The 25,924-nt window shown below is 64.4% G+C and carries 19 protein-coding genes; 10 read left to right on the top strand and 9 right to left on the bottom strand.

The window, feature by feature from the left end; genetic code table 11:
* Positions 1-15: 15 nt before the first annotated feature.
* The 4 genes from AB6802_RS00290 to AB6802_RS00275 all read left to right on the top strand — a co-directional run bounded on the left by AB6802_RS00290 (position 16) and on the right by AB6802_RS00275 (position 5,038).
* On the top strand, positions 16-1,299 hold the full coding sequence (locus AB6802_RS00290) for a CpaE family protein (protein ID WP_371007994.1): 1,284 nt from the start codon (positions 16-18) through the stop codon (positions 1,297-1,299).
* Between the two features lie 30 nt (positions 1,300-1,329).
* Entirely contained in the window at positions 1,330-2,841 is a 1,512-nt protein-coding gene (locus AB6802_RS00285; protein WP_371007993.1) for a CpaF family protein, read from the top strand.
* A 155-nt stretch (positions 2,842-2,996) separates the two neighbouring features.
* Positions 2,997-4,010 carry a type II secretion system F family protein gene (locus AB6802_RS00280; RefSeq protein WP_371007992.1) on the top strand — a complete coding sequence of 338 codons (1,014 nt, stop codon included), beginning with the start codon at positions 2,997-2,999 and terminating at the stop codon, positions 4,008-4,010.
* A gap of 11 nt (positions 4,011-4,021) precedes the next feature.
* Complete coding sequence (locus AB6802_RS00275; protein ID WP_371007991.1) at positions 4,022-5,038, top strand: type II secretion system F family protein; 1,017 nt, start codon at positions 4,022-4,024, stop codon at positions 5,036-5,038.
* Between the two features lie 125 nt (positions 5,039-5,163).
* On the opposite strand, the gene AB6802_RS00270 is transcribed toward AB6802_RS00275, so the two are convergent.
* On the bottom strand, positions 5,164-5,991 hold the full coding sequence (locus AB6802_RS00270; protein WP_371007990.1) for a tetratricopeptide repeat protein: 828 nt from the start codon (positions 5,989-5,991) through the stop codon (positions 5,164-5,166).
* Positions 5,992-6,118: 127 nt separating this feature from the next.
* Here AB6802_RS00270 and AB6802_RS00265 point away from each other — a divergent pair, with 127 nt between their 5' ends.
* From AB6802_RS00265 to pdeM, 5 genes are all read left to right on the top strand, one after another.
* Complete coding sequence (locus AB6802_RS00265) at positions 6,119-7,483, top strand: M17 family metallopeptidase (protein ID WP_371007989.1); 1,365 nt, start codon at positions 6,119-6,121, stop codon at positions 7,481-7,483.
* A 127-nt stretch (positions 7,484-7,610) separates the two neighbouring features.
* Entirely contained in the window at positions 7,611-7,961 is a 351-nt protein-coding gene (locus AB6802_RS00260) for a MarR family winged helix-turn-helix transcriptional regulator (RefSeq protein WP_371008756.1), read from the top strand.
* A 26-nt stretch (positions 7,962-7,987) separates the two neighbouring features.
* On the top strand, positions 7,988-8,848 hold the full coding sequence (locus tag AB6802_RS00255) for an NlpC/P60 family protein (protein ID WP_371007988.1): 861 nt from the start codon (positions 7,988-7,990) through the stop codon (positions 8,846-8,848).
* Between the two features lie 218 nt (positions 8,849-9,066).
* The gene (locus tag AB6802_RS00250) at positions 9,067-11,601 is read left to right on the top strand and encodes a ligase-associated DNA damage response DEXH box helicase (RefSeq protein ID WP_371008755.1); all 2,535 of its coding nucleotides are present in this window, start codon (positions 9,067-9,069) and stop codon (positions 11,599-11,601) included.
* Positions 11,598-12,314: a ligase-associated DNA damage response endonuclease PdeM gene (gene pdeM / locus AB6802_RS00245; protein ID WP_371007987.1), complete on the top strand. Its 717-nt coding sequence runs from the start codon at positions 11,598-11,600 to the stop codon at positions 12,312-12,314. The genes AB6802_RS00250 and pdeM overlap by 4 nt, the downstream gene beginning before the upstream one ends.
* 7 nt (positions 12,315-12,321) lie before the next feature.
* On the opposite strand, the gene AB6802_RS00240 is transcribed toward pdeM, so the two are convergent.
* From AB6802_RS00240 to AB6802_RS00225, 4 genes are read right to left on the bottom strand one after another with little or no spacing between them, the layout of a single operon-like run.
* Positions 12,322-13,257, bottom strand: a complete 936-nt coding sequence (locus AB6802_RS00240) for a dimethyl sulfoxide reductase anchor subunit family protein (protein WP_371007986.1) — start codon at positions 13,255-13,257, stop codon at positions 12,322-12,324.
* A gap of 5 nt (positions 13,258-13,262) precedes the next feature.
* Positions 13,263-13,997: a 4Fe-4S dicluster domain-containing protein gene (locus tag AB6802_RS00235; protein ID WP_371007985.1), complete on the bottom strand. Its 735-nt coding sequence runs from the start codon at positions 13,995-13,997 to the stop codon at positions 13,263-13,265.
* Positions 13,994-16,924, bottom strand: a complete 2,931-nt coding sequence (locus tag AB6802_RS00230) for a molybdopterin oxidoreductase family protein (protein WP_371007984.1) — start codon at positions 16,922-16,924, stop codon at positions 13,994-13,996. The genes AB6802_RS00235 and AB6802_RS00230 overlap by 4 nt, the downstream gene beginning before the upstream one ends.
* Entirely contained in the window at positions 16,921-17,253 is a 333-nt protein-coding gene (locus AB6802_RS00225) for a hypothetical protein (protein WP_371008786.1), read from the bottom strand. The genes AB6802_RS00230 and AB6802_RS00225 overlap by 4 nt, the downstream gene beginning before the upstream one ends.
* Between AB6802_RS00225 and AB6802_RS00220 the strand changes: the two genes are divergently transcribed.
* Entirely contained in the window at positions 17,203-18,090 is an 888-nt protein-coding gene (locus tag AB6802_RS00220; protein WP_371007983.1) for a LysR substrate-binding domain-containing protein, read from the top strand. The genes AB6802_RS00225 and AB6802_RS00220 overlap by 51 nt on opposite strands.
* 346 nt (positions 18,091-18,436) lie before the next feature.
* Here the strand turns inward: AB6802_RS00220 and AB6802_RS00215 are convergent, their stop codons facing one another.
* The 4 genes from AB6802_RS00215 to AB6802_RS00200 form a co-directional block, all read right to left on the bottom strand.
* A complete protein-coding gene (locus AB6802_RS00215; protein WP_371007982.1) occupies positions 18,437-19,693 on the bottom strand; it encodes an Hsp70 family protein in 1,257 nt (418 codons plus the stop codon).
* 186 nt (positions 19,694-19,879) lie between these two features.
* Positions 19,880-20,671: a TIGR02186 family protein gene (locus tag AB6802_RS00210; RefSeq protein ID WP_371007981.1), complete on the bottom strand. Its 792-nt coding sequence runs from the start codon at positions 20,669-20,671 to the stop codon at positions 19,880-19,882.
* Entirely contained in the window at positions 20,671-21,594 is a 924-nt protein-coding gene (locus AB6802_RS00205) for a sulfite exporter TauE/SafE family protein (protein WP_371007980.1), read from the bottom strand. Before AB6802_RS00205 ends, AB6802_RS00210 begins: the two co-directional genes overlap by 1 nt.
* Positions 21,595-21,783: 189 nt before the next feature.
* Positions 21,784-25,851: a peptidoglycan-binding protein gene (locus tag AB6802_RS00200; RefSeq protein ID WP_371007979.1), complete on the bottom strand. Its 4,068-nt coding sequence runs from the start codon at positions 25,849-25,851 to the stop codon at positions 21,784-21,786.
* Between the last annotated feature and the right edge of the window lie 73 nt (positions 25,852-25,924).

The raw sequence follows: 25,924 nt of genomic DNA, 5'->3' as shown, positions 1-25,924 counted from the left end.
GGAAAGAGCATGACGATGAGCAATCTTGCCTACGACACGCCTGCGGACACCGGCGACCTATCCCAGCAGGATATCGCCGCCATGCAGGCGCTGCGTCCGGTGCCGCGCATATCGATCCAGGCCTTCTGCGAGACCGAAGGCGTGGCCAACCCGATCGAGCGCGCCGGCGAGGATCGCCGCATGGCCAAAGCCCATCTCAAGGTTCACATGGGGGGCATACCGACCGCGATCGAGTTCTATCAGTCCGCGCCGACACCGAACCTGATCATGCTGGAATCGCGCAGCGAACCCAAGCAGCTGCTCGAGCAGCTCGCCCATCTCGCGGAATATTGCGATCCGTCCTCCAAGGTCGTGGTCATCGGCCATTACAATGATGTCGGTCTCTACCGCGAGCTGATCCGCTCCGGGATTTCCGAATATGTCATTGCGCCGGTCTCGATGACCGACATCGTCAGCGTCGTGTCGTCGATTTTCGTCGATCCGGAATCGGAGCCGATCGGCCGCTCGATCGCCTTTATCGGCGCCAAGGGTGGCGTCGGCTCCTCGACCATCGCTCACAATGTCGCCTGGGCGATGTCGTCACTGTTCAAGTCTGAGGTCGTTATCGCCGACCTCGACCTCGCCTTTGGCACCGCCAACATCAATTTCGACCAGGACCCGGCGCAAGGCATCGCCGAGGCAGTGTTTTCGCCGGAGCGCGTCGACGAGGTCTATCTCGACCGTTTGCTGGCGCAATGCGCCGAGCACCTGTCGCTGCTGGCAGCCCCCTCGACACTCGAGCGCGTTTATGATTTCGACCCCGAAGCCTTTTCCCAGATCATCGAGACGGCGCAGCGCAGCGCGCCGCTGCTCGTGCTCGATGTCCCCCATATCTGGAGCGGGTGGTCGAAGACCACGCTGATCAAGGCGGACGAGGTGGTCATCACGGCCACGCCCGAGCTTGCCAACCTTCGCAACACCAAGAACATGGTGGACATGCTGAAGCGGCTGCGGCCGAACGATCCGCCGCCGAAGCTGATCATCAACCAGGCCGGCGTGCCGAAACGGCCCGAGATCGCGTCAGCGGATTTCGCCGAGCCACTCGGCATCACGCCGATGGCGGTGATAAACTTTGAGCCGCTGCTGTTCGGCAATGCCGCCAACAATGGCCGCATGTTGAGCGAAATGGATGCCAAGAGCCCGGTTGTCACCACGATCAATGAGATCGCGCATGTGCTGACCGGGCGCAGCGAAATCAAATCAAAGAAGAAGGCCGGCCTGGGCTCGATCCTGGGCAAGCTCTCGCGCAACAAGAAATGACGCTCATCGGGCGGCATCGGGTAGTCGATCATGTTTGGTAGAAGAGGCATCGACGACGGCAGCCGGGCAACGCCCGAACTCCGTCCGCCAGTAGCTGCTCCAGCAGTTCCGCCGACCGCCGGCACCTTGGCGCCGGAGCGTCCGGCGGCGCCGGCGCCGGCGCAAGCGCAAAGCGCGCCCGCTGCGCCGCCTGCCCGGCGTCCGGTCGAGGCGCCGCCAATGGCGCCCGAACCGCCACGAAAGGTCCAGCGCGAACGCAGCGAAACCTACTACGACACCAAGAGCCAGGTGTTTTCGGCGCTCATCGATACGATCGACCTGTCGCAGCTCGCCAAGCTCGATCCCGAGAGCGCACGCGAGGAAATCCGCGACATCGTCAACGACATCATCGCGATCAAGAACTTCGCGATGTCGATCGCCGAGCAGGAGGAACTGCTCGAAGACATCTGCAACGACGTTCTGGGTTATGGACCGCTGGAGCCGCTGCTGGCCCGCGACGACATCGCCGACATCATGGTCAACGGGTCGAAGAACGTCTACATCGAAGTCAACGGCAAAGTCGAACAGACCGGCATCCGCTTCCGCGACAATCAGCAACTGCTCAACATCTGCCAGCGCATCGTCAGCCAGGTCGGCCGCCGCGTCGATGAATCGAGCCCGATCTGCGACGCACGCCTCCCCGACGGCTCGCGCGTCAACGTGATCGCGCCACCGCTTTCCATCGACGGCGCCGCGCTCACCATCCGCAAATTCAAGAAGGACAAGCTGACGCTCGACCAACTGGTCAAGTTCGGCGCCATCTCGCCGCAAGGCGCCGAGATCCTCAAGATCATCGGCCGCGTCCGCTGCAACATTGTCATTTCCGGCGGCACCGGCTCCGGCAAGACGACGCTGCTCAACTGCCTGACCAACTACATCGATCGCGACGAGCGTATCATCACGTGCGAGGACTCGGCCGAACTGCAACTGCAGCAGCCGCATGTGGTTCGCCTCGAAACCCGGCCGCCCAATCTCGAGGGCGAGGGCGAGGTGACCATGCGCGATCTGGTCAAGAACTGCCTGCGCATGCGGCCGGAGCGCATCATCGTCGGCGAAGTGCGCGGACCTGAAGTGTTCGACCTGCTGCAGGCCATGAACACCGGCCATGACGGCTCGATGGGCACCATCCACTCCAACAGCCCGCGCGAGTGTCTGAACCGTATCGAATCGATGATTGCCATGGGCGGCTACTCGCTGCCGCAGAAAACGGTGCGCGAGATCGTCGTCGGCTCGATCGACGTGATTATCCAGGCGGCTCGCCTGCGCGACGGTTCGCGCCGCATCACCCACATCACCGAGGTGGTCGGCATGGAAGGCGACGTCATCATTACCCAGGATATCGTCCTCTACAACATCAAGGGCGAGGATGCGAGCGGCCGGCTGGTCGGCGAACATGTGTCGACAGGCATAGGCCGCCCGCATTTCTGGGACCGTGCCCGTTACTACGGCGAGGAAGCCCGTCTTGCCGGCGCGCTCGAGGCCATGGAGAAACGCTCTGATTGATGCATCTGGAGGTGCGGAGCAATTCCAGGGAAAGCGTGAAACGGTCAGGCTCGGCGCCTTCCCCGTAGTCGTCCGTCCGGAATTGCGTGAATTGAAAGAAATAGAGCGGTTCGTCGGTTCCTGTGAAACGACGAAGCGCTCGGGAACCCCGGTCGATGTTCGGAATTGATACTACCGTCCTGGCTTTCATCGTACTGGCCGGCTTTAGCGCCGGCGCGGTGGCTTATGCTTTTTTGTTTGCGCGCATCGACAACGAAAAGCAGGCCGGCAAGCGTCTTCAACTCATCAAGACGGCCGAGACCGACCGGTCCGTGGTCAAAGCCACGCGCGACCGCGCCGCCGAACAGGTCAAGCGACGTAAAAACCTCCAGGATTCGCTCAAGCAGCTCGACGAGAAGCAGAAAACCACTGACCGCAATGTCAGGAAGCCGCCGCTGAAGATCCAGATTCGTCAGGCCGGCATGCAGGTTTCGCTCGAGCGGTTCTACATCTACTCGGCGGCCTGCGCCATCGTGCTGACGGCGCTGCTCTATTTCGTTGGAGCGCCGATGCTGGCTCTGCCGGGCGCCCTTTTGGTGGGCGGCCTCGGCCTGCCGCGCTGGTTCGTCTCGTTTCGCCGCACGCGCCGCGTCAAGGCCTTCCTGGAAGAGTTCCCGAACGCGCTCGACATCATCGTGCGCGCGGTCAAGTCCGGCCTGCCGCTGAACGACGCGATCCGCCTGATCGCCAACGAATCGCCCGAGCCGGTCCGCGCCGAGTTCCGCCGTATCGTCGATTCCCAGCAGCTCGGCCTGTCCGTGCCCGACGCCGCCATGCGCATGTCCGAGACCATGCCCTGCAGCGAGGCGGGCTTTTTCGGCATCGTCATCCAGATCCAGTCGCAAGCCGGCGGCAACCTGTCCGAAGCGCTGGGCAATCTGTCGCGCGTCCTGCGCGACCGCAAGAAGATGAAGGCCAAGGTCCAGGCGCTGTCGATGGAAGCCAAGGCATCCGCCGTCATCATCGGCGCCTTGCCTTTCGTCGTCGCCTTTCTCGTCTATCTGTCGAGCCCGAACTATATCATGCCGCTGTTCACCACCAGCGTCGGCAATCTCATCCTCGGTTGCTCCGGTGTCTGGATGTTGATCGGCATCCTGGTGATGCGCAAGATGATGAACTTCGAAGTGTAGGGCGCGGATCAATGACAGAACAGGTCATCAAAACCCTCACCGACCCTTCCTTCCTGATCGCGCTTCTGGTCGGCATCGCCGTGTTTGCGACCGTCTTCACCCTCATGCCGGCGCTCGGCGGCAGTTCGCTGAAGTCGCGCATGAAAACCGTGGCGCTCGAGCGCGACGAACTGCGCGCCAAGCAGCGTCAACGGCTGGCAAGTGAAGCCGATCGCCGCCGCAAGGGCCTGCGCGAGGAACAGTCGATCGGCATGCGCAACATCGTCGACCGGCTGGATCTCAGGCGCGCGCTTGCCGACGAAAATACGCTCCAGAAGCTGAAGGTGGCCGGCTTTCGCGGCCAGAACCCGCTGACGCGGTTCCTGTTCTTCCGGCTGATCCTGCCATTCGTCGGCTTTGCGCTGGCGGCGATCTATCTGTTCCTGCTCGGCGGCCTTCCGCTGCAGCCGGCCTTCGTCAAATTGTTCGTCTGCGTCGTCGTCGCCTATGGCGGCTTCTATGCGCCGATCCTTTACGTCAACAACCGCGCGACCAAGCGCAAGCAGTCGATCCAGATGGCGTGGCCGGACGCGCTCGACCTGATGCTGATCTGCGTCGAATCCGGCATGTCGGTGGAAGCAGCGCTGCGCAGGGTCGCCGACGAGATCGGCGCCCAATCGGTGGCGCTGGCTGAAGAGTTCGTGCTCACCAATGCCGAGCTCTCCTATCTGCAGGATCGCAAGGTCGCTTATGAGAACCTGGCGAGCCGCACCGGGCTGGAATCGGTCAAGTCGGTGTCCCAGGCCCTGGTCCAGGCCGAACGTTACGGCACGCCGGTGGCGCATGCGCTACGCGTGCTCGCTTCGGAAAGTCGCGACATGCGCATGAACGCGGCCGAGAAGAAGGCGGCTGCGCTGCCGCCGAAGCTCACCGTGCCGATGATCCTGTTCTTCCTGCCGGTTCTGTTCGCCATTATCCTCGGGCCGGCCGGCATCCAGGTCAGCCAGCGCGGCATCTTCGGCGATCAACACAGTTCGTCGAGCCAATAGGCGAGCCGTTCGCATAGCCAAAAAAGCCGCGCGGTGAATGCCGCGCGGCTTTTTTGTAAGATGATGAAACGCTTGGAGAGAACGGCATGCCGTTCGGGGAGAAACGGCATGCCGTTCTCCCTCGATCAGTTGGTCGCGGTCTTCGCCTTGCCCTTGTCCTGATCCTTAAGCTGGCTCCAGGCATTCTGCTGGGCAAGCATCTGCCGCAGATAGGCGACATTGGCCTGCGCCTGCTCGGGCGACAGTTCCTGCGAGGCGATCTTCTCGGCCTCGTCGAAGCGGCCTTGCAGGCCCACCACCAGCGCCAGGTTCTGCCGCACCCGGCTGTCGGCGCCCGGTTGCTGCGCGGCCGAGCGCATATAGGTCTCGGCGGTGCGCAGATCGCCCTCGAGCACATAGGACATGCCCAGATTGGACAGCACCGAAGGCTCGTTCGGCTTGAGCTCCAGCGCTTTGCGATAATTCTGCCGCGCCTCGTCCTTCTGGCCCATCTGGTCGAGAATGGCGGCTTCCGCCGACACCAGCTTCCAGTCCGGATATTCGGGCGTCTGCGCGCGGCGCACGGCGTCCAGCGCCGGCTCGAACTGCCCGTTGGCGGCGAGCGCCTTGCCATAGGCGGCAAGCACGTCGCGATCCTTCGGATAGGCGATCGCGAGCTTGCGCATGACAGCCAGCGACTGGTCGGCGTCGCCGTCCATCTGCAGCGCTGCCGCGAAATTCATAGCTAACCGCTTGTCGTTCGGTCTGTTGGCGTAGGATTGGCCGAGCCTGGATGTGGCGGTATGCAGTTCATTGGCCGACATTGTTTCCAGCGGCCTGCTGTCGGAGCGGGAAATGGAGCCTGTGATGAGCTTGCTGGTGCTGCCGCAGCCTGCCACGCTGGCTGCCAGCGCTGCGACGAATGCCGTGGTGATCAGACGCTTGCTCGTGAAGGTCAACGCTTTTATGGGCATGGGAAACCCGGTCTCCATTCCTGTGCGGCCATTGGCTGGCCGTCTTCCCTCCCGCAGAAATATTCTGTTAACCCTAACGGACCGTTAAGAAGCACCGACTCGAACTGCTCAGCTGGAGACCTGCCGAATGCCTGTCGAACTCGTTGAGCAGAAGCCGCAAACAGCCTTGCCCGTTTATCTGGTTGGAAAGGACGGTCTCAAGGACCTCGCTCTCTCGCCGGCCGCAATGGCGTGGGCGGCCGCCAACGGTTTTTCCGGCGAGGCCGGCCGCACCTTGATTCTACCCGCCGACAACGGCGCTGTCGGCGGTGCGTTGTTTGGCATAGGCGACGGCGAAGGCGCGCTTGGCACAGGCGCCCTGGCGCGAGCCTTGCCGGAAGGCGACTGGCATTTCGCATCCGAGCCGCGGCAGCCCGACCTTGCGGCGCTCGCGCTGGTGCTCGGCGGCTATGTCTTCACCCGCTATGGCAAAAAGCCTGGCAAGGCCTTGCGCTTCGCGCTGCCGGCGGGCGCCGACGGCGCGCATCTTGGCCATATCGCCGACGGCGTTTTCCTGGCCCGCGATCTCGTCAACACACCGACCAACGACATGGGACCGGGCGAGCTGGAGGAAGCGGCGCGAACACTGGCCGCCGCGCATGGCGCCGACATCTCGGTCGTTCATGGCGACGATCTCTTGGCGCGGAATTTCCCGATGATCCACGCGGTTGGCCGTGCGTCCACGGCCGCGCCGCGGCTGATCGATATGACCTGGGGAAAGGTCGACGCCCCTAAGGTGACGTTGGTCGGCAAGGGCGTCTGCTTCGACACTGGCGGTCTCGACATCAAGCCTTCGGCGGGCATGCTGTTGATGAAGAAGGACATGGGCGGCGCCGCCAATGTGCTGGGCCTCGCCTGGATGATCATGGCGGCGAAATTGAATGTCCGGCTGCGCGTGCTGGTCCCGGCGGTCGAGAATTCCATTGCCGGCAACGCCTTTCGTCCGGGCGACGTGTTGCGCAGTCGCAAGGGCATCACGGTCGAGATCGGCAACACCGACGCTGAAGGCAGGCTGGTCCTGGCCGACGCGCTGGCGCTGGCCGACGAGGAGCAGCCGGCGCTGTTGATCGACATGGCGACGCTGACCGGTGCTGCCCGCGTCGCGCTCGGTCCCGACCTGCCGCCCTTCTACACCGGCGATGAGACGCTTGCCGCCGAACTGGCTGCCGCGTCCGTTGCGGTCGAAGACCCATTGTGGCGCATGCCTTTGTGGCGTCCCTACGACACCAAGCTTTCCTCCAAGATCGCCGATATCAACAACGTCACCACGGACGGCTTCGCCGGATCGATCACCGCGGCGCTGTTCCTCAAACGCTTCGTCGAGAGGACACCGGGCTGGGCGCATTTCGATATTTTCGCCTGGAACCCCGCCGATCGTCCTTACGGCCTGACCGGCGGTGAGGCGCAAGGCATCCGCGCGCTGGAGCGCGTCATCGCCAGGCGGTTCGGCTAGACGATGATCCTGAACCGGAGGTCAGCGCAGCAAAAAGTGGGCCCAGATTTTCGGATAGGATCATAGTCCAACAAAACAAGTCGCCACTGAAACGGAACCGAAACAATTTGCCGGCATGCTTATGCGCATGTCGATCTCGATGCGCCCGAGCCAGGCCCTGCGACTGTGGCGGCAAGTGATGCTGTCGCAGGTGCGCGACGGCGCGCCTGACCTGACCATGCGTCAGACCGCGATCCTGCTCACCATCTATCTCGATCCGCCACCGCATACCGTGCGCGGGCTGGCTGCCCGGCTCAATGTGACCAAACCGGTCATCACCCGCGCGCTCGACACGATGGGCGCGCTGAAGCTGGTCTCGCGCCATCGCGACGAGCTCGACAAGCGCAACGTGCTTATCCGGCGCACGGTCGAAGGCGCGCTCTTTGTCGAGCGCTTCGGCGATGGTATCGTTGCCAGGGCCCACGAACTGCCCATCTGATCAATCGCCGAAAACGAGCTACCGATTTGACCGCCAGGGATGCACGCCTCCACGCCTTTCGTTCCGACCTTGCCGACGCCAGGCTGGAAGGCGAGGTCGCCGCCGATCGCTTCGTCACCGGTCGCCCGGCGCGGATCACGACCTCGGTCGCGGATCTGCGCAAGGCGCCGCGCCCCGACGCCGGGGTCAACACGCAAGCGCTGTTCGGCGACGACGTCCTGGTCTTCGAGGACACTGAAGGCTGGGCCTGGGTGCAGGCCGAGCGCGACGGCTATGTCGGTTACGTCGCCGACAATCTTGTTGGCCGGCGCGAACATGCGCCGACCCATATCGTGTCCGTGCCACGGACCTTCCTCTATCCAGGACCGGACCTGCGCTTTCCTGTCAGCGGCCAATTGTCGATGGGCTCGACCGTGATGGTGACCGGTTCGGCCGAAACGCGTGGCACGCACTATGCGCTGCTGCCGTCCGGCCAGGCGATCATCGCCGCGCATCTGCGGCCGGTTGCGGATGTCGCGCAAGACTATGTCACGGTCGCGGAAGGTTTCCTCGGCACACCGTATCTGTGGGGCGGTGTCTCCGGTTTCGGCATCGACTGTTCCGGTCTGGTGCAATTGGCGATGCGCATGACCGGCAAGGATGTGCTGCGCGATTCCGACATGCAGGCCGCGTCGATCGGAACGGTGCTCGAACCCGGCCCGGATTTCTCAGGGCTCCGGCGCGGCGACCTTGTCTTCTGGAAAGGCCATGTCGCGATCATGACCGATGCTGAAAACATGATCCACGCCAATGGTCACACCATGCTGGTCTCGCGCGAAGGGCTGAGAGAGGCGGTCGACAGGATCGGCTATCTCTATGGCGGCCCGACTGGGTTCAGGAGGCCTTGATCTTCCCTTCTTCCCGTTCACGGGGAGAAGGTGCCCGAAGGGCGGAGGAGGGGCAGCGCCAACTTGCGATTGTTCGCGTTGACGGCCACCCCTGATCGTCGGCGCTGCCCCTCATCTGCATGCCGGCATCCTCGCCCCGTAACCGGGGCGAGGAACGCTGATCCCCTTTTGTTCCGATTTTTCTTGGCGATCGCCCGCCGCCGCGCTACCTGTTGCGCGTGACCGAGCAGCCGCGCCTTGCAAAACAGAATGCCGCCGTTCTCCTGCCCGAACCGTTCGTCAGATGGTTCGGGGAAAAAGGCTGGTCACCGCGCGCGCATCAGCTGGATCTGCTGGCGAAGGCGCAGGCAGGACAATCGGTGCTGCTGATAGCGCCGACCGGCGCGGGCAAGACGCTGGCCGGCTTCTTGCCTTCGCTCACCGAGCTCGCCAACCGGCCGAAGCGCAAGCCCGGCAAGGCGCGACGTGGAATCCACACCCTCTATATCTCACCGCTGAAGGCGCTGGCCGTCGACATCGAGCGCAATCTCGGCAAGCCGGTCGAGGAAATCGGACTGCCGGTCACCATCGAGACGCGCACCGGCGACACCCCGTCGCACAAGCGCCAGCGACAGAAACTGGCGCCGCCGGATATACTGCTCACCACGCCCGAGCAGCTTGCCCTGCTGATCGCCTCGAATGACGCAAGACGCTTCTTCGAGGATCTGCGCTATGTCGTGCTCGACGAGTTGCATTCGCTGGTCACCTCGAAACGCGGGCATCTGCTGGCGCTCGGCCTGGCGCGGCTGCGCACTTATGTGCCTGGCCTGCAAACCATAGGCCTGTCGGCCACGGTGGCCGAGCCCGACGAGTTGCGGCGCTGGCTGGTCAGCCAGAATCCGCCCGGCGACATGTCCGAATTGATCGTCGTCACCGGTGGCGCCAAGCCTGAGATTTCCATCCTCGATTCCGAGGAGCGCGTGCCTTGGGCCGGCCATTCGGCGCGCTATGCCACGCCCGAGATTTATCGCGAGATCAAACGCCATAAGACGACGCTTTTGTTCGTCAACACCCGCAGCCAGGCGGAGTTGCTGTTCCAGGAATTGTGGCGGGTCAACGAGGACACCTTGCCGATCGCTTTGCATCACGGGTCACTCGATGTCGCGCAGCGCAGGCGTGTCGAGAAGGCGATGGGCGAGAACGCGCTGCGCGCCATCGTCGCCACCTCGACGCTGGACCTCGGCATCGACTGGGGCGACGTCGACCTGGTCGTGCATGTCGGCGCGCCCAAGGGCGCCAGCCGGTTGGCGCAGCGCATCGGCCGCGCCAACCACCGCATGGACGAGCCGTCGAAAGCGATCCTCATTCCGGCGAACCGCTTCGAGGTGCTGGAATGCCGCGCGGCCCTCGACGCCAACTATCTCGGCGCCCAGGACACACCGCCGCTGGTCAATGGCGGTCTCGACGTGCTGGCGCAGCATGTGCTGGGCTGCGCCTGCGGCGCACCGTTCCGTGCGGACGATCTGTTCGAAGAAGTGCGAACCGCCGCGCCCTATACCAGTCTCGACCGGCTGACATTCGACCGTGTCGTCGATTTCGTCGCCACCGGCGGCTATGCGCTGAGGAATTACGAGCGCTACGCCCGCATCCGCCTGAACAAGGACGGCATGTGGCGGGTATCCAACCCGCGCGTCGCCCAGCAATATAGGCTGAATGTCGGCACCATCATCGAAGTGCCAGCGCTCAATGTCCGTTACGTCAAGGCAGGCAGCAGAGGCTCGGCTTCGCGCGGTGGCGCGGTGCTGGGCAAGATCGAGGAAGCATTCCTGGAGACGCTGACGCATGGCGACACCTTCATGTTCGCCGGCAAGGTGCTGCGTTTCGAAGGCATTCGCGAGAACGAATGCTTCGTCTCGAATGCCCCCGGCAGCGACGCGAAGGTGCCCTATTACGGCGGCGGCAAGTTTCCGCTTTCGACCTATCTCGCCGAACAGGTCCGGGCCATGCTGGACGATCCGCAGCGCTGGAAGAAACTGCCTGAGCAGGTGTCGGACTGGCTGCGCTTCCAGGCCGACAAATCGGTGCTGCCCAAACGCGACGATCTCCTGATCGAAACTTTTCCGCGCGGCAACCGCCACTATCTGGTCGCCTATCCCTTCGAAGGCCGGCTTGCCCACCAGACGCTCGGCATGCTGCTCACCCGCCGGCTCGACAGGGCAGGCGCCAGGCCGCTCGGCTTCGTCGCCACCGACTACGCGTTGGCCATTTGGTCGCTGGGCGACATGGGCGCGATGTTCAAGGCGCGAAAACCTTCGCTCGGCGCGCTGTTCGACCAGGACATGCTGGGCGACGACCTCGAAGCCTGGCTGGCCGACAGCTGGCTTCTCAAACGCACCTTCCGCAATTGCGCGCTGATTTCGGGCCTGATCGAAAAACGCAATCCCGGCCAGGAGAAAAGCGGCCGTCAGGTCACGGTCTCGACCGACCTCGTCTACGATGTGCTGCGCAGCCATGAGCCCGACCACATCCTGCTGCAGGCGACGCGCGCCGATGCGGCGACCGGCCTGCTCGATGTCAGCAGACTTGCCGACATGCTCTCGCGTATTCAGGGTCGAATCGTGCATAAGAATCTGGAGCAGATATCGCCGCTTGCAGTGCCGATCATGCTCGAGATCGGCAAGATGCCGGTGAATGGCGAGGCCGACGAAACGCTGCTGATGGACGCCGCGACGCTGGTCGAGGAAGCCATGGGCCCGGAGATGGTTGAGGAATGAATTTTTCACTGTCGCGCGCAACGCTGATCGCCGAGGCCGACCTTGTCGGCATCGCCGGCGAGCGTGCGGTCTGCGATCGGCGCGGGGTTCTTTATTTCCCCGATCTGCGCCTTCTCGCCGTCTCCGACTTGCATCTTGAAAAAGGCTCGTCTTTCGCCAGGCGCGGCGCGCTGATCCCGCCCTACGACACCGGCGCGACCTTGCTGCGGCTGCAGTCGGTCATCGCCGATTACCAACCACGGATCGTCGTCAGCCTGGGCGATTCCTTCCATGACGGCGGCGGCGCCGAGCGTATGCATCAATCCTTCCGCGAGCGGCTGGAAGCGATGATGGCCGGGCGCGACTGGTTCTGGGTGGCGGGCAACCATGACCCGGAGGCACCTGCCGACCTGCCAGGCGACACGGTGAGGGAGCTCGCCGTCGGCTCGCTGCTCTTCCGCCACGAGCCGTCAAAAGCACGGGTGGAAGGCGAGATATCGGGCCATCTCCATCCCTGCGCGCGGATCGTCCAGCGCGGACGTTCGGTACGGCGACGCTGCTTTGCCGGCGACGGCGGCCGCATGATCATGCCCGCCTTCGGCGCCTACACCGGCTCGCTCAATGTGCTCGATCGTGCCTATTCCGGCCTGTTCCGGCTGGAAACACTGATGGCCTATATGCTCGGCGCCGAGCGCATCTTCGCAATCTCCGGCTCGATGCTGCGGCCGGGCTGAAGCCACTCTACCTGCCGTAATACAGCATGACCGTATGCTTCGCTTCGGCGAAGAACAGCCACCGCTCGACCAGCATGCCGGCGAATTGCGAGATGGTGGCCAGCACCGATACCAGTGCCGCTAAGGGCCATGGCAAGACGAAGGCGATGGCGAGCAGGACAACGGGTATCACGAAAGCCAATGCCTGCGTGATCAGGCGCAGCACGGCGCTGTGTTTCCGGGCAATGCGAAAGCCCATTTCCTTGAGCAGATAGTTTTCTTCCGTATGCGGCCATTCGATCGACCGCACCGTGCCGCCGGCCAGACCGGTCGCCGTGTTGGCAGTTGTTGGGATTTCCAGCCGATCATTGTGCCGCCATGTTGCGAGCTTCCAGCCCCAACCGATAACCGTGGCAAACAGTGCGCAGGCCAGCACCGCGCCCGAGCCGAAATTGAAGCCTTGAAGCAGGGCGTTGGCGAGCACGGTTCCGGTCATGCCAGCAAAGATCAGATAAGCCGGCAAAGTATAGCGGCTGTGCCATTGCGCGATCGGTTTCAGCGAGGCGTAGATCATGCCGGTCGTGCAGACCGTCACGACCGCGCCGGCAGCTGCCAGCAACCCGGCGACTGCCACCCAGCCGCCGCTTCGGCCGAAAAGCACCCAGCCGATGCCGAAGAGGCCGGCCGGAATGAAGGTTGCCACTGAAGCCACGCCTTCGCGCGACAGCCAGGAGCTGCGCCATTGCGAGAAGGCGCGCCAGGCGCGTTCGGGTCGGCCGAGATGACCGGTGGAAGACAACAGCCCGGCGGCAATCAGGCCGAGCGCCAACCCCATGCCGATAAAGCCCAGCCAGAAATCAACGGGAATGACGCCCAGTCCGCCGAGCAGGCCAAGCAACGCCAGCAGGCCGTAGCCGGCGCCGGTCGCTGTGGTGAAGAAGACGACGGAAAAGGCTGGATGCATGAGCGCTAGTTCGAAAGCATGCGGTCGATCCAGCCGAGAAAGCCACCATCCGCCTTGATCGGCTGCAGTGCCGGCGCGTCTATTTTGGCCGCCCGGTCGCTGCGTGCGCGCGGCGGCAGATATCTGTTGGTCGGCTTGTAGCCGAGTTCCGGCATCAGGGCGACGCCACCGCGCTCCTCGACAAGCAGCGAAATCGCCGAGGCCGGATCGCCGAGGTCGCCGAAATGCCGGGCGCTGGTCGGGCAGGCGGCAACGCAGGCCGGCACGCGATCTTCTTGCGCCAGATTGTCGTTGTAGATGCGGTCGACGCAGAGCGTGCATTTCTTCATCACGCCGACATCGGTGTCGAACTCTCGCGCGCCGTAGGGGCAGGCCCAGCTGCACAGCTTGCAGCCGATGCATTTATCCTCGTCGATCAGCACGATGCCGTCCGACGCGCGCTTGTAGGAGGCGCCTGTCGGACAGACGGTGACGCAGGCCGGCGTCTCGCAATGCAGGCAGGAGCGTGGGAAGTTGACGGTGCGGCCGCCAGCCTCGGTCGTGTGCTCGTAAGCATGCACGCGGTTGAACCAGACGCCGTCGACATGTCCACCATAGGGATCGATGTCGGTGAGCGGCGCCATGTGGCCGCCGGTGTTCCACTCCTTGCAGGCGGTGACGCAGGCCTGGCAGCCGACGCAGGTGTCGAGGTCGATGACGAGGCCGAGCTTCTTGTCGGTATGAGCGGGAAGGCAAGTCATTCGGCGGCTTCCCTTTTCATGCGAAAATCGGCGCCGAAGCGCAGCATATCCGGTGAAGGCTCCATATGCGGCGGCTGGTGAAAACGCTCGAACTGCGGCTCGGTGAAGCCGGCCTCCTCGACCGCGCATTTTACGATGCGGACCCTGAGGTCGAACCACGCCGCCTGGCCGGTGACGGGGTCGGAATTGGAGTAGCGCCGGCCGTCGGCATTCGCGGATGTCTGGTCGCCGATGATGTGGTTGAGCAGAAAGCCGCGATTGCTTTCGGCCGCGTCGTCCTTCAGCCCCCAGCTGCCGCGTCGCTTGCCGATAGCGTTCCAGGTCCAGACCGTATCTGCATTGACGCCGTCGATCAGCTTGATCTGGCCCTTCACGCGGCCGTTGATGCTTTCGATCCAGACCCAGTCGTCATCGACAAGGCCAAGCTTGGCGGCGGTCCCGTGGTGCACGAACAGCCGGTTCTGGCTGGTTATCTGCCGCAGCCACGCATTTTGCGAACCCCAGGAGTGATACATGTGCATTGGCCGCTGTGTTAGCGCGTGCAGCGGATACTTTTCGAGGTCGACGGTGGCCTCCTCGAAGGGCGCATACCAGAACGGCAGCGGGTCCATATAGGCTTCGATGCGGCCTCGCTCAGCCTTTGGCGGTTGCACCTTGCCATGGCCGCGCGCGGCGAGGCGGAAGCGCTGCATCGGCTCGGAATAAAGTTGGAAGACGATCGGCTCGGCGTTCGGCACGAAACCCATCTCGACCGCGAAGTCGAGATAGGAGCGGTTGCCCATCTTGTAGTAGCGCTGGTCGGCGGAAAAATCGTGATGCCAGAAGCCGCCATTGTCGATGTAGCGCTGCAACTGGTCCGGATTGACGTCGCCCTTGCCGACGGAAGCACCATCTTTGCCGCGCCAGCCGGCGAGTGGGCCGATGCCTGGCGTGCGCTCATGGTTGACGATGTAGTCGGCATAGTCGCGGTACTTCGCCGAACCATCTTCGTTTACGAAGCAGGGCAGGCCAAGCCGCGCGCCGAGCTCGATCAGCACCGACTGGAACGGCCGCACATCGCGGTCCGGCTCGACGACCGGATGGCGGATGGCGTCGCCCGGCCCGTCGGCGTGGCTGATCGGCCGGTCGAGCAGGCTGATGCAATCATGCCGTTCGAGATAGGTGGTGTCGGGCAGCACCAGGTCGGCAAACGGCACCGTCTCGGAATAATAGGCATCGGAATAGATGATGAAGGGGATCTTGTAGTCGCCGGCGTCATCCTTGTCGGTGAGCATGGCAATGGTCTCGACGGTGTTCATCGAGGAGTTCCACGCCATGTTCGACATGTACATTAATAGCGTGTCGATCGGATAAGGATCGCCGGCCCAGGCATTGCGGATGACCGTGTGCATCAGCCCATGCGCGGCCAAAGGTGCGTCCCAGGAATAGGCCTTGTCGATGCGGGTAGGTCGCCCAGCGTCATCGACCAGCAGATCGTCCGGCCCGCAGACGAAACCGAGCGGCACGCCATCCAGCGGCGTCATCGGCTGAACGTTCTTGCCGGCGGGCTTCGGCCCGGGCGGCGCCTGGCGCGGGTAGGGCGGTTTGAAGCGAAAGCCGCCGGGAACATCCACGGTGCCGAGCAGCACCTGCAGGAGATGGATGGCGCGGCAGGTGTGAAAACCGTTGGAGTGGGCCGAGATGCCGCGCATGGCATGCATCGACACCGGCCGACCCTTGATGGTCTCGTGGCGGCGGCCGGCCCAGTCGGTCCAAGCGACAGGCAGCTCGATCGTCTGCTCGAAGGCGACATGCGCCAGTTCCGCCGCGATGCGGCGGATCGTTTCGGCATCGACGCCGCAGCGCTCGGCGACGGCGTCCGGCGAGTGGGTCTCGTCGAGATAGCGTTCGGCCATCAGCTGGAAGACCGGCACGCAGCGTCGATCGCTGACCATATAGCTGCCGATCAGCGCCAGCTTCGCCACGGGATCGGCGGCCTTGACCGATTGTTTCGCCACCCTGTCCCAGGCCAGCGGATTGCCGTCGGCGTCGCGCATGAACAGTCCGTCATCGGCCGCGCCCGGCTCCTGCACGACAAGCACCGGCGCATTGGTGTAGCGCAGCAGATAGTCGAGATCGACGCGCCCGGCCTTGAGCAGTTCGTGGATCAGTGCCAGCACGAACAGGCCGTCCGTGCCCGGCCTGATGCCGATCCAGTCGTCGGCGATCGCATTGTAGCCGGTGCGGCAGGGATTGATCGAGACCACCTTGGCGCCGCGCGCCTTGAGCTTGCCAAGGCCGATCTTGATCGGGTTGGAATCATGGTCCTCGGCGACGCCGAACAGCATGAAGTATTTGGTGTTGTCCCAGTCGGGCTCGCCGAACTCCCAGAACGAGCCGCCGATCGTATGGAGCCCGCCGGCCGCCATGTTGACCGAGCAGAAGCCGCCATGTGCGGCGAAATTGGGCGTGCCGAATTTCGAGGCCCACCAGCCAGTCAGCGATTGCGACTGATCGCGCCCGGTAAAGAAGGCGAGTTTCTTCGGATCGGTTCGGCGGATCGCCGACAACCGCTCGGTGGCTATCGAGAAGGCTTCCTCCCACTCGATCTCGCGGAATTCACCCGAGCCGCGCGGACCGGTGCGCAATAACGGCTTCCTGAGCCGCGCCGGGCTGTAATGCTGCATGATGCCGGAGCTGCCCTTGCCGCAGATCACGCCCCGGTTCACCGGATGGTCCTTGTTGCCGTTGATGTAGCGGACCTTGCCGTCCTTGATGTGGACGTCGATGCCGCAGCGGCAGGCGCACATATAGCAGGTGGTCTTGGCGATACGGTCGGAGACGGTCGGCGACGTGTCGACGCCGTCGCCTTCGGCCGGCGCTCGGCTGTCGGTCAGCGGCCGTTGGGAGGGAGCGGAATTGGCGCCGCGCGGCGTATCGTGCCTCATGAACCGCGAGCGCTCTGGCCGCTCGCCGTCTTGGCCTTCGTCTTCGGCCCTGGACCGCGCATATAGTGCAGTTCGGGATGATAGCGCTCGCCAGCCAGTTGCCGCCGCAGGCGACGGGTCCAGTGCGCGAAAACGGATTTGAAGCGCCCGATCATTTCCAGCCTGGCCGTGGAACGGCCAATTTTTTCCAACTTCCGGCAAAAACTTAGAACAAAGCAATTGATGCGTCTAACAAGCAGCTCTTGTAATTCCGATCGATTTTGCTTCTTAGTTATCGCATGACCCTCGATCAATTGCGCATCTTCGTGGCGGTCGCCGAACTTGGCCATATGACCAAGGCCGCCGAGCGTCTGGGCATTTCGCAATCCGCCGCTTCGGCCGCCATCCGCGCGCTCGAAAACCAGCACGGCGTGCGGCTGTTCAACCGCGTCGGCCGCAACATCGAGCTTGCGCAGACCGGCCATCGTTTCCTGCCGGAGGCGAAAGCGGTTCTGGATCGGGCCGCGGCAGCTCGCGGCATGCTGGAGGATGTCGCGCAGACCGTCACCGGCAGCCTGTCGATCGCCGCCAGCCAGACCATCGCCAGCTACTGGCTGCCGCGCCGCCTAGCGTCCTTCCATGAGGCTTACCCGGCGGTGAAGCTGAGCGTCACGATCGGCAACACCAGGCAGGTCGAGACCAATGTGCTGGACGGCCGCGCCGATTTCGGACTGGTCGAGGGCCGTACGGAATCCGATGTCCTGCGCCGCGCCACGGTGAACGAGGATCGCATGATGCTGGTGGTGGCGAACTCGTATCCTGAAATTCCGATGACGCGGGCGGGAAAGCTCGACATCAGGGCCTTGCGCTGGATCATCAGGGAGGGCGGGTCCGGCACGCGCGAGGCGCTGGAGGATTTCGCGCATGGCGAAGGTGTCCCGCCGACGGAATTGCAGATATTCCTCGTTCTGCCCAGCAACGAAGCCGTGCGTCAGGCCGTGGAAGCCGGCGCCGGGGCCACGATCATCTCGGAGCTCGTTGTCGCGCGCTCCCTGGCCGAGGGTAGCCTCAGGGCAGTGGCGGTCGATTTGCCGAAGCGCGACTTCGCGATGATCACCCACCGCGACCGGCAGGCGAGCCTCGCCCAGATGGCGCTCAAGGCGCATCTCACGGAAAAGGTGGGCTGATCCCACGGCGACGCCGGGGTCGCGTTGTTGGAATGCTCGTCGCAGCGTTCGCGGCTGGCTGATGCCTCCGAACTTCGTCATTCTAGGGCGAAGCAGTCGCGAAGCGACGTCGCGGAGACCCTAGAATCCATGCCGTTACGCCTGCCAAAGAATGCCTCGGTTCAGAAAACAGGTGCATATAGCTGACGTTATAGTGCCAAAGCCTGCACCGTTGCGTCGCTTCGAAGTTCCGGCATGGGTCCTCGGGTCTACGCGCGTCGCTTCGCTCCTTGCTCAGCAGTGGATGACGAACAGATGGATGTTTCGGCCAATCTTCTAGGCATGCCGACCGCTACCGGCAAAAAGGTCAGGCGAACTTTCGCCGCGCATCGAGCGCCAGGCCGAGGCCGACGGAGCCAAACATATCGCCTTCGATGACGGAGGCCTGCGGCACCAGCGCAAGGATCCGCCGCTTCGCCAGCGGGATCGCCGTCGAGCCGCCGGTCAGGAACACGGCGGTGACGGCGGAGGCGGGAACGCCCGCGTCGGCGATCGTCTGCTCGACCGTCGCGGTCACCCGTTCGATGTCGCCGCCAATCGTGCCCTCGAGGCCGGCGCGCGTGATCTCGGCCGCGAAGCGCGCGCCGGGCAGCGACACCTTGACCTCCGCCGAGGGCTGGTCGGTGAGCGCGATCTTGGCTTTTTCGACCAGTCCGGCCAGCGCATGGCCATAGCGATGCTCGACGACGTGGATGAAACGATCGACAAGGTCGGCCCGCTCGGCCTCGTAGCGGACCTGCCGGAGGTCCGTCATCGCCTTGGCGGTGTAGACGAGGTTGATGCGCTGCCAGGTCGCCAGGTCGACGAAATAGGCCGCGGGCAGGTTGCGCTTGTGGTCCTTGGTCCGCGTCAGATAGCCGAGCTCGGGCATGACATGGGCAATGCTGAGCAGTCGGTCGAAGTCGGTGCCGCCGATATGAACGCCGCGATTGGCCAGGATGTCGTCCTTGCGGTCGGTCGAACGCGCGCGCTCCGGCGAGACGCGCACGATCGAGAAGTCGGACGTGCCGCCGCCCATGTCGACGATCAGCGCCAGTTCCTCGCGGGCGACGTTCTGCTCGTAATCGAGCGCCGCCGCGATCGGCTCGAACTGGAAGGCGATGTGCTTGAAGCCTTGCGCGTGGGCGGCCTTTTCCAGCTGGCTTTGCGCCTTCGCGTCCGCGGCCGTGTCGTCGTCGACGAACTGCACGGGGCGGCCGAGAACGACGCTCTCCACCGGCGCGCGGGCGTCCTCCTCGAGCCGTTTCTTCAAATGGCCGACAAACATGCCGACAATGTCGATGAAGCCTATCTGGCGTGTCTTGATGCGCGTCTTCTCATTGGCGAGCGAACTGCCGAGCACGCTCTTCAGGGACCGCATCAGCCGGCCTTCGATGGCGTCGGTGTAGTCGGCGATCGCGCGGCGGCCGAAATAGGTGTGGCCATCCTCGAAGTTGAAGAAGACCGCGCTTGGCAGAGTGGGTTGCTCGCCCTCCAGCGCAACCAGCCGTGCCTGCCCGTTGCGGATCACGCCAACGGTGGAGTTGGACGTGCCGAAATCAATGCCGCCGAATGCAGATTGCATCGCAGCCTCCTGTCGTTGCCTTGGCAGGATCGTGGCGACGCGAAGCGCGCCGTCATCCGGATAGCCGGACCGTTCTGCCGAATTGATTGTGCGTGTTTACCCTTGAGCCGGGAGGCGGCGGTTTATCGCATGATCGCCTGAAGGGAAACCCTTTGCGGGAAAATGGGTTTCCATTTTCCCGTGCCTTCAGTCCTTGCGGAAGACCAGCCGTCCGAGCCAGCCGGTGATCATCGCGAGCGACACGGCGAACACGCCGTAGAGAAAGGAATACTCATGCGCGACGCGGAAGACCGACTGCTCGAAGCCGGATTTGCGAATTTCGAGCTGGGCCGAGCTTTCCTTGATGAACAAGCCGCTCTTGAAAAGGAACGCGCGGGCTTTATGGGTGCCAACCGGCACGTTGGGCGCCAGCCGCACGGTGGCGCGAAACAGGTTCTGCGACAGGAACTGCACGCCGCCGATATTCTCGCTGTAGAGCCCGGTCGCCGTCTTGCGCTCGCGAAGTGCCGCGGTGAATTCCTCAATGGTCGCCGGGCTGTCGTTTTCGTCGGCGGGCATCATGTAGAGATTTTGCGACCCGAGCGAGAGCTGCTTGTATTTGCTCGGCTCGGCGATGTCCTGCAGCGGCCGCGTCGTGGCGACCGAATAAGACATCGGCACGTTCTCGAAGGTTTCGGACTCCAGGTTCACCCAGACGCCGAGCACCCTGTCCTTGCGCCGGACAACGACAGGGCGCGGCGGGCCCTCGAGCACGACGATGACGTCATAGCGTCCCTGACGCGCGACCAGCGGGTCAGGATTCTCCAGCGATCCGAAGATGGTGAGGTCGGCGCCGGAAAACCCGGCCGTGATCGAAACGGCGTCGGTCGACAGGCCGATCTGGATACCTTCGGGAATCGGCGCCTGCGCCGTTGCCGGTGTCAGGGCAAAGAACAGCGAAAGCAGCATCGTGGCCGACAATACTCGCAACCCTGCCATCAGTTCAGGCCTGCGGCGGAAAGCGAATAAAGGTTGGGCGGCGTCACGAACAGGTCGATGGCAAGACGGATGGCGACGGCCAGCACCAGCATGGCCAGGAGTGCGCGCAACTGTTCGCCGCGCAATCGTTGGCCGGCCTTGGCGCCATATTGCGCGCCGGCGACGCCGCCGGCCATCAAAAGGAAAGCGAGGATCACGTCGACCGTCTGGTTGGTCGTGGCATGCACCAGCGTCGTGTAGGCGGAGGTGAAGATGATCTGGAACAGCGAGGTGCCGATAACGACATTGGTCGGCACCTTGAGCAGATAGATCAGCGCCGGCACCATGATGAAGCCGCCGCCGACGCCCATGATCGACGACAGGAAGCCGATTCCGGCGCCGAGCCCGAGCACCGGAATGACGCTGACAAACAGTTTCGAGGCGCGGAAGCGCATCTTGAACGGCAGCCGGTGGATCCAGTTGTGCTGGCCGGACTTCTTCAGCACGGGTGCGGCGCCGCTGCGGCTGGCGCGCAGCGCGTTGACGCTCTCGACCAGCATCAGCCCGCCGACGGTGCCGAGCAGCACGACGTAAAGCAGCGAGATGAACAGGTCCAACTGACCGAGCCGGCGCAGCAGCGCAAACACGAAGATACCGGCGGTCGAGCCGACGATGCCGCCGGCCAGAAGCACGCCGCCCAGCTTGAAGTCGAGCGTGCCGCGCTTGAAGTGCGAGAGCGCCCCCGAGAAGGAGGAGGCGATGACCTGGTTGGCGCCGGTGGCCACCGCGATCGCCGGCGGGATGTTGTAGAAGATCAAGAGCGGCGTGATCAGGAAGCCGCCGCCGACCCCGAACATACCCGACAGGAAGCCCACCGCCGCGCCCATCGCCAGCAGCACGAAGACGTTGACGGAAATTTCCGCGATCGGGAGATAGATGCCCACCCGGCTGTCTCGATCCGTTTGCTTGTCGGCCTATGCTGCCGTGTGGGCAGTATCGCACCGAAAAGCCAATTTTTTCTTGCGCCGACGCGGCGGCCGGCCAAAGCCCGCCGCCGCGTCGAAACAAAAACCATCTCAATCAGTTAACAGGCAAATGTGTGGCAAGGCGTCGCGTATGCGACGCGTCTGCCGCTATTTGTGCGCCAGCAACGCCTTGACCAGCGGTGCGTCGACCTCGCCGGTAGGCTTCATCTTGTTGTCGGTCTGGAACGCCATGATGGCGGTCTTGGTCTTGCCGCCCATCACGCCGTCGGCGCCGCCGGCATCGTAGCCGTTCTTGTTGAGGATCAGCTGGATGTTCTTGACCGCCTTTTTCATGTCGATGCCGGCGGTCGTCTGCGGGGTGCTGTCCTGCCAGGATTCGGGAACGTCGGCCGAGTTGGCGGCGGCGTTGAGCGGCTTTGCCTTCCACAGTTCGGTGGCGGCGCGCGCCTTTTCGAGCTGCTCGGGCCGCAGCGCGTTGGCGATCTCGTCGCGCTTGGCGGCGGCGTCCTTGTCGCCGGTCTTGGCGACCAGCGCGAACCACTTGTAGGACTCTTCCAGGTTCTGCTTCATGCCGACGCCCTTGGCCGCCAGGATGCCGAGGTTGAATTGGCTGTCCTTGACGCCGAGGTCGGCCGCTTCCTGGAACCACCGCGCGGCGGACTCATTGTCGGTCACCCCGTCCGCCGCCATTGCAAACAGCACCGCCAGATTGTGCATGGCGCTGGCGTTGCCCTGTTCGGCGGCGAGCTGGTAGTAGCTCTTGGCCTTCTTGAGGTCGCGCGCGACGCCGATGCCCTTCTCGTAGAAATTGCCGATGCGGTATTCGCCGGGCGCAAAACCGAGCTCGGCCGACTTCTCGTACCACTTGGCCGCCGTCGCCATGTTTTCCTTGACGCCGCGCGATTCGGCGTAACGCGAGCCGATCTCGAACAGCGCCTTGGCGTCGCCGCCGCCCGCTGCATCGCGCAGCGCGATCGGGCCGATCTCGGAAGGAATGTCGATCTTGGCCGCGGCCGTTGCGGCCTGGCTGTCGGCCGGCGGCACGGCGCCGGTCGTGTCGGCGGAAGTGGCAGCCTGTGCGCTGGCCGCCGAGCTGTTGGCTGCCGGATTGACCGCTGCCGGCTCCTTGGCCGCCGGCTGCGCGTCACCGTCCGTATCGATCGCAGCGGCTGCGGCAGGCTCGGACGGTGCCGCGGCCATCGGAGCCGGTGCAGGCTCCGAAGGTGCGGCAAGCGCCATCGGCATCGGCGCCGGTGTGACCGGCGCCGCAATCGTCGGCACAGCTGTGGCAGAGGCGTCAGGGCTGGATGGCTGCGCCGCGGCTTGCGCTGGCGGATCGTCCTTCACCGCCTCGGCCTGCCGGACGGGACGCGCCGGAGCGCTCTCGGGCTGCGCGGCATCCGTGTCAGTCTTCGGCGCGCTGTTGGCGTTGAGCGAGGCGGTTTCGACCGCCGGGGCGGAGATGACCGGAGCCACGTCATTGCTGGCCACCGGCGCGGGATCGGACAGGAATGCCTTGCCGAGCTGCAGGCCGGCCAGCGCCATCATGATGGCGGCGGCGGCCATCAGGATCGGCTTGCGGCGCGCCTTGAGCAGATCGCCTATCCTCAGCGCCTTCACCGGACCGGTCATCGTCGACTGGCGCTTCAGCGCGTCGGCTTCCGCGGCGGCGGCCTGCGCCGCTCGGCGCGCCGCCGCGATGAAATCGGACTTGGCGGCATCGGTCTCGGTGCGTTTGACCGGCTGGCCGCGCTCATCGCGCACGCGCTTCATGATGGCATTGAGATCCGGCGCGCCGGAACCGGGCTCCAGCGGCCTGTTGGCGGCCTTGGGGTCGAGCGGTTCGTCGATGTCGACGCTTGGAATGTCGGCCATTGGCGCCGAGCCGGCGAGCGGCAAGGTCTCGGCGTCCTTCTTGCCTTTGAAGGCGCGGGCCAGCCCGCTGAACATCGACTTCTTGCCGCCGGCCTTCTCGCCTTTCTCGGCGATAGCATCCGGTCCGAGCGCGGCCATGGCGGCTGCCGCGGCTGCCTCGGCGGGCGTGCGCTGGGGACCTGGGTCATTGCGCAGGATAGCGGCTGCGCGGCCCTCGAGATCGGCCATGTCGCCGCTCAGCGGCAGCGGCTGATCGATATCCATGGAAGGCGCGTCCTGCACCGCGATCTTGCCGCTACGGCCGCCGCGCATGCCGGCCGGGTCGACCAGTTCGCTGACAGCTTCGCTCGGCTCCGTCGTCTCCAGCGACCCGAGCCGGTCGACGATCTTGAGCAGCGTGTCGTGGATCGCCTCGAATGTCCGTGAGTTGCGCTCGTCCGAGCGGCGGGTGAGCGCCTCGAGCGTCTTCAAATCCTGGGCGAGGCCGGCGACGGCAGTCGCGTTGGTCGCGGCCGTGCTGGAGCTCGACTCGGCGATTGACCGGACGGCGCTTTCGGCCGCTTCGCGCGCCACGCTGAGGATGGAATCGTGCGTGCCGGCCAGCGACCTCTCGATCTCGTTGAGGCGCGGGCTGATGTCCTCGAACTCGGGCAGCGGCACGCCCGGCCTGGAAAGATGCGCCGACAGTCCCGCCACCTGCGCTTCGAGGCTGCGGATCAGCGCCGGATCGATACCGGCGACCTGCTGTGCCGAGGACTCAAGCCGGCTGGAAATGTCATCGAGCCGGGTTTCCAGGCCACGGATCGCCATGTCGTTGGCGGGATCGGGTGCGCGCGTCTCGATGCGCTTGGCCAGCGCCGTGAAGCGGGCGTCGATCGCTTCCATGATGCCGGCGCTGTCGTCCTGCCGCATGCGCTGGTCGAGCCTGTCGGCAACTTCGTCCAGCCGCCGCTCGAGATCGCGAAACAAGATGTTGCCCTGTTCGATCGCATCGCCCTGGCGGCGCTCGAACAGCATCGACAGCGCGTCGAAGCGCTGCTCCAGGCCCTGGAAGATGTGGTCGGCGTCCGGCATGGCCGGCGCCCGGTCCATCTTGTCGGTGATCAGGGCGATCTGCTTGCCGAGGCGCTCCATGGCCTGTTCCGGCAGATCGCCACGGTCGGCGAGCTGGTCTACCCGGCTGGAGAGAAGGTTGAGCCGGTCGATGACCTCAGCGCCCGGTCGCGATTGCGCGACCTCCTCGATCTGCTGCGCCAACGAGGCGATGCGTTTTTCGATCCGGCCGAACGTTTCCGGGTCGAAGGCATTGGCCTGTGCCGCCACCGTCGAGGCGACGATGGCGCGCGAAATCTCGTCCAGCCGCTCGTCGATCATGGCCAGCGTCTCGCCGCCGCGCGTCGTCTGCTGGCTGGCGAAACGGTCGACAGCGCCGGCAAGCATGCGCACTTTTTCTTCCAGCGAGCGCACCGACAGCGATTCCGGCAGATTGTTGACGGCGCTGCCGATCTGCTCGAGCCGATCGGTCAGCGCCGACAGGTTCGGTCCGTCGGCGCGGTTGCGCTGGTCGGCGTCGACGCGATCTTCAAAAGCGCTCCAGCGGCGGTCGAAATCATCCCAGCGGCGGTCGACCTTCTGCACGCTTTCTTCGCGCGCCAGCGTGTCGAGGGCCGCCTTGACCTGTTCCAGCTCAAGCCGCAGCAGATTGACGCTGCGGTCATCGCTCTTTTCAGCAAGCGTCTGGATGGCGCCCGAAAGGCGCTCGAATTCGAGGCCGAGCTCGGCGCTGCTCTTGTCCGGCAGGCCATTCGGATGGCTGTTCACTTGCAAGGCACGGTCGATGTCCTGGCGCAGCGTTTCGAATTCGCGCTGCAGGCCGGCGGTCATCTGGTGGCGCAGCTCCTCACGCAGCCCGCGCAATTCGACGGCGATCTTGCCGACCATGGCGACGCTGTCTTCCTGGCCGCGTACACGGTCGATGTCGCGGGCGATCGCCTGATAGTTCTGGCCGAAGGCGGAAGCCGCGGGAGCCGGGTTCTGCGGCGCGCGATTTGGCGCATTCGGTGACTGCGGTGCGGGATTTTGCGATCCGCGTTCCGGAGGCCGTTGCGCGGCGTAGGGGTCCTCATACCAGCGCGGCTGGCCATAAGGCTGGGCGCTGGCATAGCGCGGCTCGACGGCTGGCCGCCGCGGATCGGGGCGCTGCTCGGGCATCTCGGCGCGCGTGCGGTCCAGGCGCTGTTCCAGCGTCTCGAGCGAGCGGTTCAAGTCTTCGAGCGAGGTGTGCGGCCGACGCTGCCTGCCGGCGTTGAGTGTATCGAGATAGGACCGCTTGCTGTTCATCGATGCGCCCGTATTCAGAATGGCCGGCCAGTGGCCGGTTTCCCAGTATCTTGCCGGGAACGAAGCGGACCGA

This window comes from Mesorhizobium sp. RCC_202 (assembly GCF_041355295.1).
Taxonomy (GTDB): domain Bacteria; phylum Pseudomonadota; class Alphaproteobacteria; order Rhizobiales; family Rhizobiaceae; genus Mesorhizobium.
This window is presented reverse-complemented; position numbering and strand designations above follow the sequence as displayed.